The sequence below is a fragment of the Arthrobacter sp. NPDC058127 genome (assembly GCF_042884555.1).
Taxonomy (GTDB): Bacteria; Actinomycetota; Actinomycetes; order Actinomycetales; family Micrococcaceae; genus Arthrobacter.
The window spans coordinates 17,752-30,704 of record NZ_JBHVTT010000022.1 but is presented as its reverse complement, the minus strand read 5'-3'; the positions used below and the strand labels follow the sequence as shown (position 1 = coordinate 30,704).

Annotated in this window: 13 protein-coding genes; 2 read left to right on the top strand and 11 right to left on the bottom strand. The window is 64.4% G+C overall.

What is annotated here, in order from left to right:
* Entirely contained in the window at positions 1 to 615 is a 615-nt protein-coding gene (locus ACFVTG_RS21435; protein ID WP_390282817.1) for a class I SAM-dependent methyltransferase, read from the top strand.
* Here the strand turns inward: ACFVTG_RS21435 and dapF are convergent.
* From dapF to ACFVTG_RS21400, 7 genes are all read right to left on the bottom strand, one after another.
* Entirely contained in the window at positions 596 to 1,564 is a 969-nt protein-coding gene (gene dapF / locus ACFVTG_RS21430; RefSeq protein WP_284753592.1) for a diaminopimelate epimerase, read from the bottom strand. The genes ACFVTG_RS21435 and dapF overlap by 20 nt on opposite strands.
* Before the next feature lie 31 nt (positions 1,565 to 1,595).
* Complete coding sequence (gene miaA / locus ACFVTG_RS21425; protein ID WP_284753594.1) at positions 1,596 to 2,540, bottom strand: tRNA (adenosine(37)-N6)-dimethylallyltransferase MiaA; 945 nt, start codon at positions 2,538 to 2,540, stop codon at positions 1,596 to 1,598.
* A 6-nt stretch (positions 2,541 to 2,546) separates the two neighbouring features.
* Entirely contained in the window at positions 2,547 to 4,175 is a 1,629-nt protein-coding gene (gene miaB / locus ACFVTG_RS21420) for a tRNA (N6-isopentenyl adenosine(37)-C2)-methylthiotransferase MiaB (protein ID WP_390282816.1), read from the bottom strand.
* Positions 4,150 to 5,382: a lytic transglycosylase domain-containing protein gene (locus tag ACFVTG_RS21415; RefSeq protein WP_390282815.1), complete on the bottom strand. Its 1,233-nt coding sequence runs from the start codon at positions 5,380 to 5,382 to the stop codon at positions 4,150 to 4,152. Before ACFVTG_RS21415 ends, miaB begins: the two co-directional genes overlap by 26 nt.
* 129 nt (positions 5,383 to 5,511) lie before the next feature.
* Positions 5,512 to 6,093: a regulatory protein RecX gene (locus ACFVTG_RS21410; protein WP_390282814.1), complete on the bottom strand. Its 582-nt coding sequence runs from the start codon at positions 6,091 to 6,093 to the stop codon at positions 5,512 to 5,514.
* A 64-nt stretch (positions 6,094 to 6,157) separates the two neighbouring features.
* A complete protein-coding gene (gene recA / locus ACFVTG_RS21405) occupies positions 6,158 to 7,207 on the bottom strand; it encodes a recombinase RecA (RefSeq protein WP_059387807.1) in 1,050 nt (349 codons plus the stop codon).
* Positions 7,208 to 7,447: 240 nt separating this feature from the next.
* On the bottom strand, positions 7,448 to 7,687 hold the full coding sequence (locus ACFVTG_RS21400; protein WP_284753600.1) for a DUF3046 domain-containing protein: 240 nt from the start codon (positions 7,685 to 7,687) through the stop codon (positions 7,448 to 7,450).
* A 41-nt stretch (positions 7,688 to 7,728) separates the two neighbouring features.
* Between ACFVTG_RS21400 and ACFVTG_RS21395 the strand changes: the two genes are divergently transcribed.
* A complete protein-coding gene (locus ACFVTG_RS21395) occupies positions 7,729 to 8,226 on the top strand; it encodes a MarR family winged helix-turn-helix transcriptional regulator (protein ID WP_078105745.1) in 498 nt (165 codons plus the stop codon).
* A gap of 72 nt (positions 8,227 to 8,298) precedes the next feature.
* Here the strand turns inward: ACFVTG_RS21395 and ACFVTG_RS21390 are convergent, their stop codons facing one another.
* From ACFVTG_RS21390 to ACFVTG_RS21375, 4 genes are all read right to left on the bottom strand, one after another.
* Complete coding sequence (locus ACFVTG_RS21390) at positions 8,299 to 8,751, bottom strand: helix-turn-helix domain-containing protein (protein WP_078105673.1); 453 nt, start codon at positions 8,749 to 8,751, stop codon at positions 8,299 to 8,301.
* A gap of 132 nt (positions 8,752 to 8,883) precedes the next feature.
* Positions 8,884 to 9,387: a CinA family protein gene (locus ACFVTG_RS21385; protein WP_284753603.1), complete on the bottom strand. Its 504-nt coding sequence runs from the start codon at positions 9,385 to 9,387 to the stop codon at positions 8,884 to 8,886.
* Positions 9,384 to 9,986 (bottom strand): CDP-diacylglycerol--glycerol-3-phosphate 3-phosphatidyltransferase, encoded by a 603-nt coding sequence (gene pgsA / locus ACFVTG_RS21380; protein ID WP_390282813.1) that lies wholly within the window; start codon positions 9,984 to 9,986, stop codon positions 9,384 to 9,386. Before pgsA ends, ACFVTG_RS21385 begins: the two co-directional genes overlap by 4 nt.
* Before the next feature lie 9 nt (positions 9,987 to 9,995).
* Positions 9,996 to 12,845 (bottom strand): DNA translocase FtsK, encoded by a 2,850-nt coding sequence (locus ACFVTG_RS21375; protein WP_390282812.1) that lies wholly within the window; start codon positions 12,843 to 12,845, stop codon positions 9,996 to 9,998.
* Positions 12,846 to 12,953 lie beyond the last annotated feature (108 nt).

Here is a 12,953-nt window from a genome sequence, read left to right as displayed (position 1 = left end):
ATGGAGTCTGCTCACTATTTCAGCGCACAGCCCGCGGGGCCGTTCACCCGCAAGCCCCTCACGGTGGAACTGGCCGGCGCGACCCGCCGGCTCCAGACCTCGGGCGGCATCTTCAGCCCCGACGGGATCGACAAGGGAACCGCAATCCTTCTCTCCGAGGTTCCACCGCCGGCGCCGCAGGGAAACCTGCTGGACATCGGCTGCGGCTGGGGTCCCATTGCGTTGACCATGGGGCTCATGGCTCCGCACGCACGCGTCCACGCCGTGGATGTCAACGAGCGCTGCGTCACCTTGACGAACGAGAACGCGGCCCTGCTGGAGCTCGGGAATGTCACCGCGAGCCTGCCCGACGACGTCGACCCGGCCGTGACGTTCGACACCATCTGGTCCAACCCGCCCATCCGCATCGGCAAGGATGGACTCCACGAGCTGCTGCTCACGTGGCTGCCACGGCTTGCCCCGGGCGGAAACGCGTGGCTCGTGGTGCAGAAAAACCTCGGAGCGGACTCGCTTCAGCGCTGGCTGGCCGAGACCCTCGACGGTTCCTTCTCGGTGTCCCGGGAGAGCACGTCGAAATCGTTCCGCATCCTGCGGATCAGGAAAGCGTCCCGCTAGCGACAATCACGGCGGGCCCGCTGAGCTCAACGTGTTCGCGGCCGCTTTCTCCAGGGAAGAACCGCACGCCGACGACGCCGCCCGGCACCTTGACGCGCCACGTGTCGGGTGCGCCTTCGCCGGCCCAGTGGCGGATCGCGACGGCGGCCGCGCAGGCGCCGGTGCCGCACGATTGGGTCTCACCGACGCCGCGTTCGTGGACGCGCATCGTGATGTTTCCGACGCCTTCGTGGACGAGGGGCTCCGCGGGAACCACGAATTCGACGTTGGTGCCATTGGCTGGCTTGGGATCGACGACGGGCGCCTTGAAGAGCTGCGTGGATTTGAGCTCTGAAAGCTCGGCCAATGCCACCACAGTGTGCGGATTGCCCATGCTGACAGAAAGGGCTGGGCGGGCGACTTCCAGTCCGTCGGCGCTGACGAGGGAGTCCATTGCTTTACTGGTGGCATCCTTGGGGAAAATGAACTCCCACGGACCCATGTCCACCGCATATCCCTCAGAGGTCCGGACGATCTTCTTAATACCGCCGCGCGTCCCGATGGTCAGGGATTCACCGGCGTTTAGCGTGACAAGACCCTGCTCGATGAGGAATTGGACGAAGACGCGGACACCGTTGCCGCACATTTCGGACAGCGAGCCGTCGCCGTTCCGGTAGTCCATGAACCACTCGGCATCGGAATCTGCTTCGAGCAGCTGGACGCCTTCGGGCAGGAACCGTGAAGGGACGGCTCGGATGAGCCCGTCCCCGCCGACGCCCAGGTGGCGGTCACAGAGGGCTGCCACCTGCTCCGGAGAGATCTGGTGCGCGTCTTCGGGGTCCGCAATGAGGACGAAGTCGTTGCCCGTTCCATGCCCCTTGGAAAAGGCCAATCCGTGAAGACCGGAGGCGGGCACGGAACCGCCGGCAGCGGTAGGCTGCGGGGCGGAAAATGCAAGGGTTTCATCCATGGCTCAAGGCTACCTGTACTAAGGGTTGCGCCTAAATCACCGACGCCGGGCTCGCGCAGATTTCTACTGCTTTGGCCACCAAATCCGGATCCTGCCAGTCAAGCCAGTGGATTCGAGGGTCGGCCCGGAACCAGGTGAGCTGGCGCCGGGCGAATTGCCGGGTGGCCACGATGGTTTCTTCGGCCGCGGTAGCCGTGTCGGATTCGCCATCGAGGACCCTAAGGAACTGGGCGTATCCGAGAGCCCGCGATGCCGTCTTGCCTTGTCGCAGTCCGGCGGCGTCCAATCGGGCGACCTCTTCAAGAAGTCCCGCGTCCACCATCCCCAGAACGCGCTCGGCCAAACGCTCGCGGAGTACTCCACGGTCGACGTCGAGCCCTATCTGCACGGCCGGCTGGAAGTACTCGCGCTGCGGCATGAAGGAGCTGAACGGGCGGCCGGTGAGCTCGAAAACCTCCAGCGCGCGGATGACGCGGCGGGCGTCGCCGAGCCTGGCCGCCGAAACGGGGTCGACATGTTGGAGTCGTTCCTGGAGGGCTGGAAGACCGGATGTTTCGTGCTCCTCCTCCAGCCGCCGCCGTACGTCGGAGTCCGTGCCAGGAAACTCCAGGACATCCAACGCTGCCCGAACGTAGAGGCCGGAGCCGCCCACCAGGATGGCACGCTTCCCGCGGCTATGGATATCACGGATGGCGGCCCGGCAGTCGGCCTGGAAAGCGGAGACGCTGGCTTCCTCGGTGACATCCATCGTGTCGAGGAGGTGGTGGGGTACTCCCCTGCGTTCGGCGACGCTGATCTTGGCCGTGCCGATGTCCATGCCCCGGTAGAACTGCATGGCATCGGCGTTGATGACCTCGCCGTCGAGCGCAAGGGCGAGGGCGACGCCGAGATCGGACTTGCCGGACCCTGTGGGCCCGACGACGGCGATCACGGGTGGCTTCGGATCAGCTGATCCGGCCGGTGGTGCTGCAGCCATGTCGGGCTAGCCGCGTCGCACGGGGAGCGACGGCATGCCGAGGGAGACGGCCTTCAGGCCGCCGGACCCGGCCCCCGCGGCACTCGGTGCCGGAGCGCCGCAGGAATCGGCCTGCGAGCGGTCCCACGCGTCGCCGGCACGGGAGCGCCTCAGGCTGTAGTCCGCCGTCGTCGCCGGATCTGAAACGAGGTGGAAGGCAGCTGCCTCGGTGATCGTCACGGTGACGAAGTCTCCGGGGCGTGGGGTCTCAGCGCCTTCGGGCACTGAGAAGTGGACCAGCCGCTGGTCCTGGGAGCGACCGGACAAGCGATGCGTTTCCTCGGCCTTGCGGCCGGACTGCGCCGTGACAAGGAGTTCAACGCGGCGTCCGAGCTGTTTCGCGTTCTCCTCGGCCGCGATGCGGTCCTGGAGGGCGGTCAGCCGCTCGTAGCGTTCCTGGACAACGGCCTTTGGCAGCTGGTCCGGAAGGTCCGCGGCCGGGGTGCCCGGGCGCTTGGAGTACTGGAAGGTGAAGGCTGAGGCGAAGCGTGACTTCTCGACGACGTCGAGCGTGGCTTGGAAGTCCTCTTCCGTCTCGCCGGGGAAGCCCACGATGATATCGGTGGTAATCGCGGCGTGGGGAATCTTGTCACGGACCTTGTCCAGGATCCCCAGGAACTTGGTAGAGCGGTAGGAGCGGCGCATTTCCTTGAGGACCTTGTCCGAGCCGGACTGGAGAGGCATGTGCAACTGCGGCATGACATTGGCGGTCTCGGCCATCGCGTCGATGACGTCGTCGGTGAAGGCAGCCGGGTGCGGGCTCGTGAAGCGGACCCGCTCGAGGCCGTCAATGTCACCGCAGGCGCGCAGCAGCTTGGAGAAGGCCATACGGTCCCCGAATTCGACGCCGTAGGAATTCACGTTCTGGCCGAGCAGGGTGACCTCGACTGCGCCGTCGTCCACCAACGCTTGGATTTCGGCAAGGATCTCGCCGGGACGGCGGTCCTTCTCCTTGCCGCGGAGCGACGGCACAATGCAGAAGGTGCAGGTGTTGTTGCACCCGACGGAGATGGAGACCCAGCCCGAGTACACGGAGTCACGCTTGGTGGGCAAAGTAGACGGGAAGACGTCCAGCGACTCCAGGATTTCAAGCTGCGCCTCGTTGTTGTGGCGGGCCCTGTCCAGCAACGCCGGCAGCGCACCCACATTGTGGGTCCCGAACACGGCATCCACCCACGGGGCCTTGCGCACGATGGTTTCGCGGTCCTTCTGCGCCAGGCACCCGCCCACGGCTATCTGCATGCCCGGATGGGCGGCCTTGACCTGCTTGAGTTCCCCGAGGTTGCCGTAAAGCTTGTTGTCGGCGTTCTCACGGACGGCGCAAGTGTTGAAGACCACGACGTCGGCGACACCGCCGTCGAAGGGCACATATCCTGCATCCTCCAGGAGTCCTGCCATGCGCTCGGAGTCATGGACATTCATCTGGCAACCGAAGGTGCGGACCTGGTAGGTGCGCTTCGCCCCGAACTCGGGTGCCGGATCGATGACAGGGGCCGGAGTGGGCTGCTGGATGGAGGCTGGTGCTGGTGCTGCGGAAGGGGAACTCACCAATCTAGGGTAGCCCCTCGGACTAGTACCAGTTGAAGCCCATCTCATGCTGCCAAGCGTTGCAGGGGGAACCGTAACGGTCGCGGATATAGCCGAGGCCCCAATCGATCTGGGTCCGGTAGTTGCTGAGCCAGTCGCTGCCTGCCGAATAGTACTTGTCCGGCGGCAGCGCCTGCGCAACGCCGTAGGCACCGCTGCTGGGATTGGTGGCATCCGTCATCCAGCTTGATTCCTGGGTCCACAGCAGGGACAAGCACTGCATTTGGTCCTGGCCCCAGCCGTAGGCGCCGAGGCGGGATGACGCATATTGTCGTGCACCTGCGGGGTCGTTCACGACGTTACCCCCGCCGCCGCCCCCGCCTCCGAAGCCGCCGCCGCTGCTGATCGGCGGCTGGACGACTGGCTGGTTACTGGCAGCTGCCGCCGCGGCGGCCGCCGCAGCGGCGTCCGCTTGGCGCTGCGCCGCTTCCCTCTTGGCTTCCTGGGCGGCCTGATAGGCGGCAAGCGCCACTTGGCCTTCTTGGTATTTCTGCGCAACTGCGGCAGAAGTGGACGTCAAGGACGCGAGCTGGGCGACCATGGTCTTTCGCTGGCCGTCCGTGGCGGCAACGCTGTCTTCGGCAGCACGCCTGGCAGATTCTGCGGCCTGCGCCTTTGCCGCGGCGTCGCTGTCCAATTGGGCCAGGACGTCGCGGGCAGCTTGTTCCTGGGCGGTCGCGGCAGCGGATGCCTGGGACGCGCTCAGGGCATCATCGTGGAGCTTCGCAGTACGATCCAGAACCCTGTTCAGCAAGGCGAAATTCTGAATGTTGTCTGGTGCGATGGCGGCGTTCGCGAGGGACCACGGCCCGGGATCGAAGCCGCCCGACTCGTATGCCTTGACCACCAGGGAGGAAGTGGCCTTCCTCAATGAATCGGCTTTTGCCTTGGCCTGTCGGGACGCTTCAGCCAGTTTCTGGGTGACTGCCTGCTGATGCTGCAGCGCGTCATGGGCCTTCGCGTACTCGGTTCCCGCTTTGATGGCTGCCGCGCCGAGCTCTCCGGACTTCTGCTGGAGGCCGGCCAATAACTGGTTGATACGGTCCACTTCGGCGCTTGCGGCAGCTTCGTTCCCCTGGGCCTGCTGTACCTCTGCCCAACTGGGATAGCCCGACGGCGGCGCATCATCGTCTGCGGAGGCCGGGCCTGCCTGGAGAAGCGACGCGACGAGCAAGGGAACAATGATTGCCGAAAGCCGTAACGACAACGGATGCATTGGATCTGACCTGCTTCCCGACTCGGAACACTAGTCAAGAACCTTAGCCGACGACCATCAAGAAGCCACCCAACCCCGCTGCCCGGGGCAATACTCACAGGCAGCTCTCAGTTTCCCAGGCAGCGCAGCTTAGCCGAAGTCGTCCGGGTCCGGACCACCGCGTGACCCGATACTGTGTGACTCCGGCCCGGTACGGTAGGACTCCGGTTCCCCCGCCAAGGCTTCGTCCAGGACCTCGCCAACAATCCGGAACGCCGCCGATGGCTGGTAGCCCTTGCGGGCAAGCATCGACGCGAGCCGCCGGGTTTGCTTGTCCCGCTCAGTCCTGTCGGAAAGGTCCGTGCCGGACCTCAAACGGCGCGCGACCAGGTCCCTGGCCGCACTCAGCTCGTCCTCATCGCTCACTTGCGCCAGTGCCTGCTCTGCGGTTTCGGTGTCGATGCCTTTGTCCGCCAATTCGCGCCTCAACGCACCCCGGGCGAGTTTCCTCGACTGGGAACGGCTGCGAACCCACATCTCGGCGAAGTCGGCGTCATCAATGAGCCGGACTTCCTCGAAGCGGTCCAACACTGCTTCGGCCACATCTTCCGGCACATTCCGCTCAGCCAGTTTGCGTGCAAGCTGAAGCCTGCTCTTGGGCGAGTTGGTCAGTTGGCGCAAAACAATGGCCCGGGCTACCAATTCCGGATTGGCCTCGGGGTCCGCCGCCACGGACGAATCCGCAGACGGACCCCACGACCGGGAAGAACTTGAGGAACGGGAGCGGCCCTGGCGCTTAGCCGTCAACGGCCTTCAGCTTCGGAGATTTTTCGGCTTCGGCAGGCTTGACTACTCCGACGCCAAGCTTCTCCTTGATGAGCCGCTCGAGGTCTGCCGCCAGCTCCGGGTTGTCCCGCAGGAAGCGGCGGGAATTCTCCATACCCTGCCCCAGCTGGTCGCCGTCATAGGTGAACCATGAACCGGACTTCTTGATGATGCCGTGCTCGACGCCCATGTCGATGATGCCGCCCTCACGGGAAATGCCCTGGCCGTAGATGATGTCGAACTCGGCAATCTTGAAGGGCGGAGCCATCTTGTTCTTGACGATCTTGGCCTTGGTGCGGTTACCTACCGAATCCGCACCTTCCTTCAGCGTCTGGATGCGGCGGACGTCGATGCGAATGGAAGCGTAGAACTTCAGGGCCTTACCACCGGTAGTGGTCTCGGGAGAACCGAAGAAAACGCCGATCTTCTCACGGAGCTGGTTGATGAAGATAGCGGTCGTCTTGGTCTGGCTCAGCCGGCCGGTGATCTTGCGCAGGGCCTGGCTCATGAGGCGGGCCTGGAGGCCGACGTGGGAGTCGCCCATTTCGCCTTCGATTTCGGCACGCGGAACCAAGGCGGCGACGGAGTCAATCACGACGATATCCAAGGAGCCGGAGCCGATCAGCATATCCATGATTTCCAAGGCCTGCTCACCTGTATCCGGCTGCGAAACCAACAGCGCGTCGGTGTCGACGCCCAGTTTCGCCGCGTACTCGGGATCGAGGGCGTGCTCGGCGTCGATGAAGGCAGCGATGCCGCCCTGGCGCTGGGCATTGGCTACAGCATGGAGTGCCACGGTGGTCTTACCCGAGGATTCCGGGCCGTAGATTTCCACGATACGACCGCGCGGCAGGCCGCCAATACCAAGGGCGACGTCCAGGGCAATGGAACCGGTGGGAATGACTTCGATAGGCGCACGGATGTCGTCACCCAAGCGCATGATGGAGCCCTTGCCGAATTGCTTGTCGATCTGGGCAAGCGCCGCCTCGAGCGCCTTCTCACGATCCTGGTTTGCCGCCATGGTTCACACCTCTGATGCTTTCTCGCTGTGGACTGGCCTGAACGGCCGTTTTCCTGTCTCATCCGACGCTAGTACGAGCCGCTGACAATTTTGTGTGCGACTTCGCCTATGTGGACAACTACGGGCTTCGAATGACACGGAAACCGCTCCGCCAGGATCAATTTTCCTCTGATAGGAGCATAGCCTCATCCGAACAGATATTCGAACAAATTTGCGGGCGTGTCCGCCATGAACTGGAACTCAGAACGTGCTGGAACCCTTGTCGGCAGGCTTGATGTCCCTGCCGAGCCGTCGCTCCGGAGGAACGTCCTGGACATCGCACAGGGCAAGCCAGACGTCGCGGGGGCTGTAGCCCGCTGCCAAGGCTTCGTTTGCCGTACGGCCGCCGACGCCGGCCAATACAAGGGAGCTGCTGAGGACCCTGGAGTAGCCAGCCCCGAATTCATCGTCCATCAGCCGCCAGAAGTCACTGATACGCACCAATAGAGTCTCTCACGGGAGCGGACTCTAGAATGGTTGTCATGAGCAACACTCCCGACGACGCGCCGGAGATGGTGGAGGCCGGCGACAACGTCGACGCCGCCCTCCAACAGGTGGAACACCAGCTGAGCATGTTCTGGCGACGCGCACGATCGCTATCCCACCAGTTATCCCGCCAGGTCCATCCCGACATGGAGCCAGCAGCCTACGGACTGCTGACGATCATTAGGAAAGAGGGCCCCATTCGTTTGACGGAGCTTGCCTCGTGCATCGGCGTCGGGAAACCGTCGGTGAGCCGCCAGATCGCGTTCCTTGAGAGCATCGGCATGGTCTACAAAGAAGCCGACCCCCAGGACGGACGCGCACAATCGATCCGGCTCACGCCCAAGGGCGAAGAAAAGATGCACCAGGTCCAGGACGCACGCCGGCAGGTTTTCCGGGAACGCCTGGGTGAGTGGCCGCTGGAAGAAATCCAGACGCTGGCCGACTACATTGAACGGCTCAATGCTGCCTACGGCGAAGGAATCGGCAAGGACTGACCGCACCAAACCACATAGACCAAAGAAGGAGGACCTCCAGTTGGAGGTCCTCCTTCTTTATTTCAGGTCCGCCTAGCGGGCTCCGGAGAGCATGCCTTGGGTGAAATCGTCGTTCAGTTCGGCGCTGAGCTCGCGGTCGAGATCGCGGCCGTAGCGCTGAGCGAATTCCTGCGGGACGGTGTCCGGAACAGCGACGCCTTCGGCGACGGCAACCCGGTCACTGACTTCGCGGAGCATGCCGGACAATGGAACGTCCAGGGCGGAGCAGATAGAGGACAGCAGCTCTGAGGATGCTTCCTTCTGGCCGCGCTCAACTTCGCTCAGGTAGCCAAGGGAAACGCGGGCGCTGTGCGAGACTTCGCGGAGCGTGCGGCCCTGACGCTGGCGGACATCGCGCAGGACATCACCAATTTCGTGACGCAGTACAACCATTTTGCGCTCCTTCTGTTCGCTCGGTGCCTTCTCGGCCAAGCCCACATCCTTCCAGCGGACAACGCCGTTTACGGATACGGGCTGCTTAACCATCTGTATCGCCTTGCTCCCTCGTGAGTCCGGTTCACCTTGCAGGTGCACCGGTTGTTTTCTACATCCTAGGCGCCCCGGCCATTCCGAGGCGACACAATGTAACAACTATTGGGCCGCAGTTTTTGTTCCCGGCTACTTTACGTGTGGTAGGTCGGCATGGACAAGGCACTCCAACAAGCGCTCCAATGCGGCCTCGGTTGCCTGCGCCCGGATACTCGGCCGGTCGCCGCTGAACGAGTAGGAATGCGCCGCGGCCCCGCCCGGGGTGGCGACGCCAATGAAGACGGTGCCAACCGGCTTCCCGTCGTGGGGCAAGGGCCCCGCAACCCCCGTTGTGGAGATTCCGACGTCGGCCCCGCACGCGCGTCTGGCCCCGTCGGCCATAGCTGCCGCCACCTCGGCGTCGACGGATCCGAGTGCGGCAAGCAACTCCTCGGACACGCCCAGGATTCCGGCCTTGACAGCATTCTGATAGGCGACCACCCCGCCCTGGAGCATGCCTGACGCCCCTGGAGTATCGGCGAGGGTGGCGGCAACCATCCCGGCGGTCAGGGATTCCGCGGTAGCCACGGTGATGCCCCGCTCGATGGCGAGCGCTACCGCCGACGCGGCCACTTCATCCGCGGCAGCGCTCATGCGCGCTTGCCTGCCGTGCGAAGCTTTGCGGCCTCGATGACGTATTCGACGCCGGTCCACACCGTGATGGCGAGGGCGACGATCATGACCCAGAAGGCCACGCTGACGAGCCATGGCGCGAAGGAATTCAGCGGCAGGATGTAAAGGAAGATGGCGACAGTCTGGACGACGGTCTTGAGCTTCCCGCCACGCGAGGCCGGCATCACGCCATAGCGGATGACGAAGAAGCGCAAGGCGGTGATGCCCCATTCGCGAACGAGGATGAGGATGGTGATCCACCAAGGCAACTCCCCCAGCGCCGACAGGAGAACGAGAGCCGATCCGATCAGCAACTTGTCGGCAATGGGGTCCGCGATCTTGCCGAAGTTGGTGACGAGGTTGCGGCTCCGGGCGATGTCGCCGTCGAGCTTGTCCGTGTAGATCGCAACTGCGAAGGCCACCACTGCGGCCCAGCGCCAAATGCCGTGCTGGCTGTTGTCCTCCAGGAGGAACCACACGAAGAACGGGACCAGGACAATCCGGAGCATCGTCAGGATGTTGGGCAGGTTCCAGATATCGGAGCTGCTGGAACCGGCTTTGCTGCCGTCGGATGTAGTCACTCCTCTAGGCTACCGTCCGGTCAGTGACCAGGCGTCCTCGCCGCCGTCGTCCTCGTCATCGAGGCCATCTGCTCCGTCGTGGTAATCAGTGACCTGCTTGCGACGTTCGAGATCGGCGGCCACCAGGTCTTCGGCATAGCCGCCGACGGCGATGTTCGCGTTCGCGTTGTCGCTAAGCGCCGCGGTGTGCGCGTCGGGCGTAGCCGGAGCCTCCTGCCCCTTCATGGCTGCCAGCACGGGAGCGAGGTCGTCCGGCTTCACCAGCACATCGCGGGCCTTGGAACCTTCGGACGGACCCACGACGCCGCGCGACTCCAGCAGGTCCATAAGGCGGCCGGCCTTGGCGAAGCCGACCCGGAGCTTGCGCTGCAACATCGATGTGGAGCCGAACTGTGTGGTGACCACGAGTTCGGTGGCCTGAAGCAGGACCTCGAGGTCGTCTCCAATATCGTCGTCGATCTGCTTCTTCTGCGCCTCGGGCGCGACGTCGTCACGGTAGACAGCCTTGAGTTGTCCCTTGACGTGCTCCACCACCCGATGGATCTCGGACTCCGTGACCCAGGCGCCCTGCACGCGCATCGCCTTGGAGGCGCCCATCGGCAGGAAGAGCGCGTCACCCTGGCCAATGAGTTTCTCGGCGCCGGGTTGGTCCAGGACCACGCGGGAGTCGGTGACGGAGGAGGTGGCGAACGCCATACGCGAGGGGACGTTCGCCTTGATCAGGCCGGTGACGACGTCAACGGACGGACGCTGGGTGGCCAGGACCAGGTGGATGCCGGCAGCACGGGCGAGCTGGGTGATCCGGACAATCGAGTCTTCGACATCGCGCGGGGCAACCATCATGAGGTCGGCTAGCTCGTCCACGATCACCAGCAAGTATGGGTATGGCTTGATGACGCGCTTGGAGTCAACCGGCGGAACAACCTTGCCAGCGCGGACAGCCTTGTTGAAGTCGTCGATGTGCTTGAAGCCGTAGTTGGCGAGGTCGTCGTAGCGGGCGTCCATTTCGCGCACCACCCACTGAAGCGCCTCGGCAGCTTTCTTGGGGTTGGTGATGATCGGCGTGATCAAGTGCGGAACGCCCTCATAGGCGGTCAGTTCCACGCGCTTGGGGTCCACCATGACCATGCGGACCTCATCGGGTGTGGCGCGCATCAGGATCGACGTGATCATGGAGTTCACGAAGGACGACTTACCCGCACCTGTGGCACCGGCCACGAGCAAGTGCGGCATCTTGGCGAGGTTCGCGACGACGTAGCCGCCCTCGACGTCCTTGCCGACGCCCATCACCATGGGGTGGTCTGTCCGCCTCGCGTTCTGGCTTCGCAGGACATCGCCGAGGGACACGGTTTCGCGGTCAGTGTTGGGGATCTCGATGCCGATGGCCGACTTGCCCGGGATGGGGCTGAGGATACGGACATCACTCGATGCCACGGCGTAGGAGATGTTTTTGGACAAGGCCGTGACGCGCTCCACTTTGGTGCCGGGAGCAAGTTCGATTTCGTAGCGGGTCACGGTGGGCCCGCGGCTGAAGCCGGTAACAGTGGCGTCCACGTTGAACTGCTGCATCGTGTCCGTCAGGGCGGCAACGACGGCGTCGTTCGCTTCCGTGCGCTCCTTCGGAATGGAGCCCGGAGTCAGGTTGTCCGAGGACGGCAGCGTGTAGGTGACGTCCCCGGCGAGCGAAAGCTGTTCGGTGCGCTGCGGGATCGGCGTCGGGGGCGGGGGCGGGCTGACCGGTGCCGAAGGCACGATGACCGGCGGGACGGCGGCGGTCGGCGCGACCAGGGGGATCGCTTCGGTGGCGTTCGGGTCGGCTTGTGCTTTTCCGAGCCCCTGTGCCGCTTTGATCTTCTCGACGGCGATTTCGGCCTGGGTCGGCCTGCGCACCCCTGGCGGGATGGACGGCGCGCCCTTCGCAGGAGGGGCGTCGTCGTCGACGATTGCGTGTTCGAAGGCCTCGTCGCCGACATAGCCCTCAAGCCTGGCGTCGTCGTCGTGGTCCTTGCCGAAGAAGCGCTTGCGGCGCTTCTTCTTCGGTTCAACGTCCGCCTGGTTTTCATAGAGGTAGCTGCGGTCGTGGGAATCGCCGTGCTGCGCGTCGGCATCCACCAGGTCGACGCCCATGAGGTGCTCGTAGGCGCCGCGGATACGCCGGGGAATGGCGCCGAAGGGCGTGGCCGTGACAATCAGGAGGGCGATGAACGCCAAAGCGCCGTAGACGATGACGGGGACTGCGGGGTGGATGGCGGCAAGGGGCGACGCCGCGAGGAATCCGAGCATCCCGCCCGCGCGCCGGAGGCCGTCGAAGCCGTCGGCCACAGTCGGCTGGCCGCCGATAATGTGGGCCAGGCCGGCGCCCGCGAACGTCATGATCAGGAAGCCGATGCCCACGCGGTTGTTGCCGCGGCTGTCCCACGGCTGCCGGAAGAGCCGGAAAGCGCAGACGAAAAGCATGAGCGGCAGAAGCAGGGATACCCAGCCGAAGGTTCCGTTCACAATGCTGTAGACAACGTCCGGGAACCAGCCTTTGAAGCCCCACCAGGCGAAGGTTGCTATGAAGACACCGAGCGCCAGGTTGAAAAGCGCGGCGCCGTCCCGGCGGTCCGCGGGATCGAGGTCACTGACGTCATGGCCGATCCGGCGGATGCCCGCACCCACCACGTGCCCGATTCCTAACCAGACACCAGCAAGCGCACGCAGGATCCACGGTTGTTGGGGTTCGACGACGGCGGCCTGCTTGCCGCGGGCCGCGCCTGTGCCGCTCCTGCCGCTCTTAGCCGGGGTCCGGCTGCTGCCCGAGCCGCCGGATTTGCTGTTGGAGCTGCCTCTAGGCGCGGAGGTAGTACGAGTCGCCATATCGGCCACGCTACCCCAAGCCGTCCGGAAACCCGCGGATTTCAGGGGCGCAGAGGAACCATGTTGCCCCTGTTGGACAATCCGCGGACTTGGCTTCGCGGCGAGCTT

Excerpts from the sequence above, each read along its gene's own strand:
- ACFVTG_RS21435 (WP_390282817.1), top strand. The coding sequence starts at position 1 with ATGGAGTCTGCTCACTATTTCAGCGCACAGCCCGCGGGGCCGTTCACC.
- dapF (WP_284753592.1), bottom strand. The coding sequence starts at position 1,564 with ATGGATGAAACCCTTGCATTTTCCGCCCCGCAGCCTACCGCTGCCGGC.
- miaA (WP_284753594.1), bottom strand. The coding sequence starts at position 2,540 with ATGGCTGCAGCACCACCGGCCGGATCAGCTGATCCGAAGCCACCCGTG.
- miaB (WP_390282816.1), bottom strand. The coding sequence starts at position 4,175 with ATGAGATGGGCTTCAACTGGTACTAGTCCGAGGGGCTACCCTAGATTG.
- ACFVTG_RS21415 (WP_390282815.1), bottom strand. The coding sequence starts at position 5,382 with ATGCATCCGTTGTCGTTACGGCTTTCGGCAATCATTGTTCCCTTGCTC.
- recA (WP_059387807.1), bottom strand. The coding sequence starts at position 7,207 with ATGGCGGCAAACCAGGATCGTGAGAAGGCGCTCGAGGCGGCGCTTGCC.
- ACFVTG_RS21395 (WP_078105745.1), top strand. The coding sequence starts at position 7,729 with ATGAGCAACACTCCCGACGACGCGCCGGAGATGGTGGAGGCCGGCGAC.
- ACFVTG_RS21390 (WP_078105673.1), bottom strand. The coding sequence starts at position 8,751 with ATGGTTAAGCAGCCCGTATCCGTAAACGGCGTTGTCCGCTGGAAGGAT.
- ACFVTG_RS21385 (WP_284753603.1), bottom strand. The coding sequence starts at position 9,387 with ATGAGCGCTGCCGCGGATGAAGTGGCCGCGTCGGCGGTAGCGCTCGCC.
- ACFVTG_RS21375 (WP_390282812.1), bottom strand. The coding sequence starts at position 12,845 with ATGGCGACTCGTACTACCTCCGCGCCTAGAGGCAGCTCCAACAGCAAA.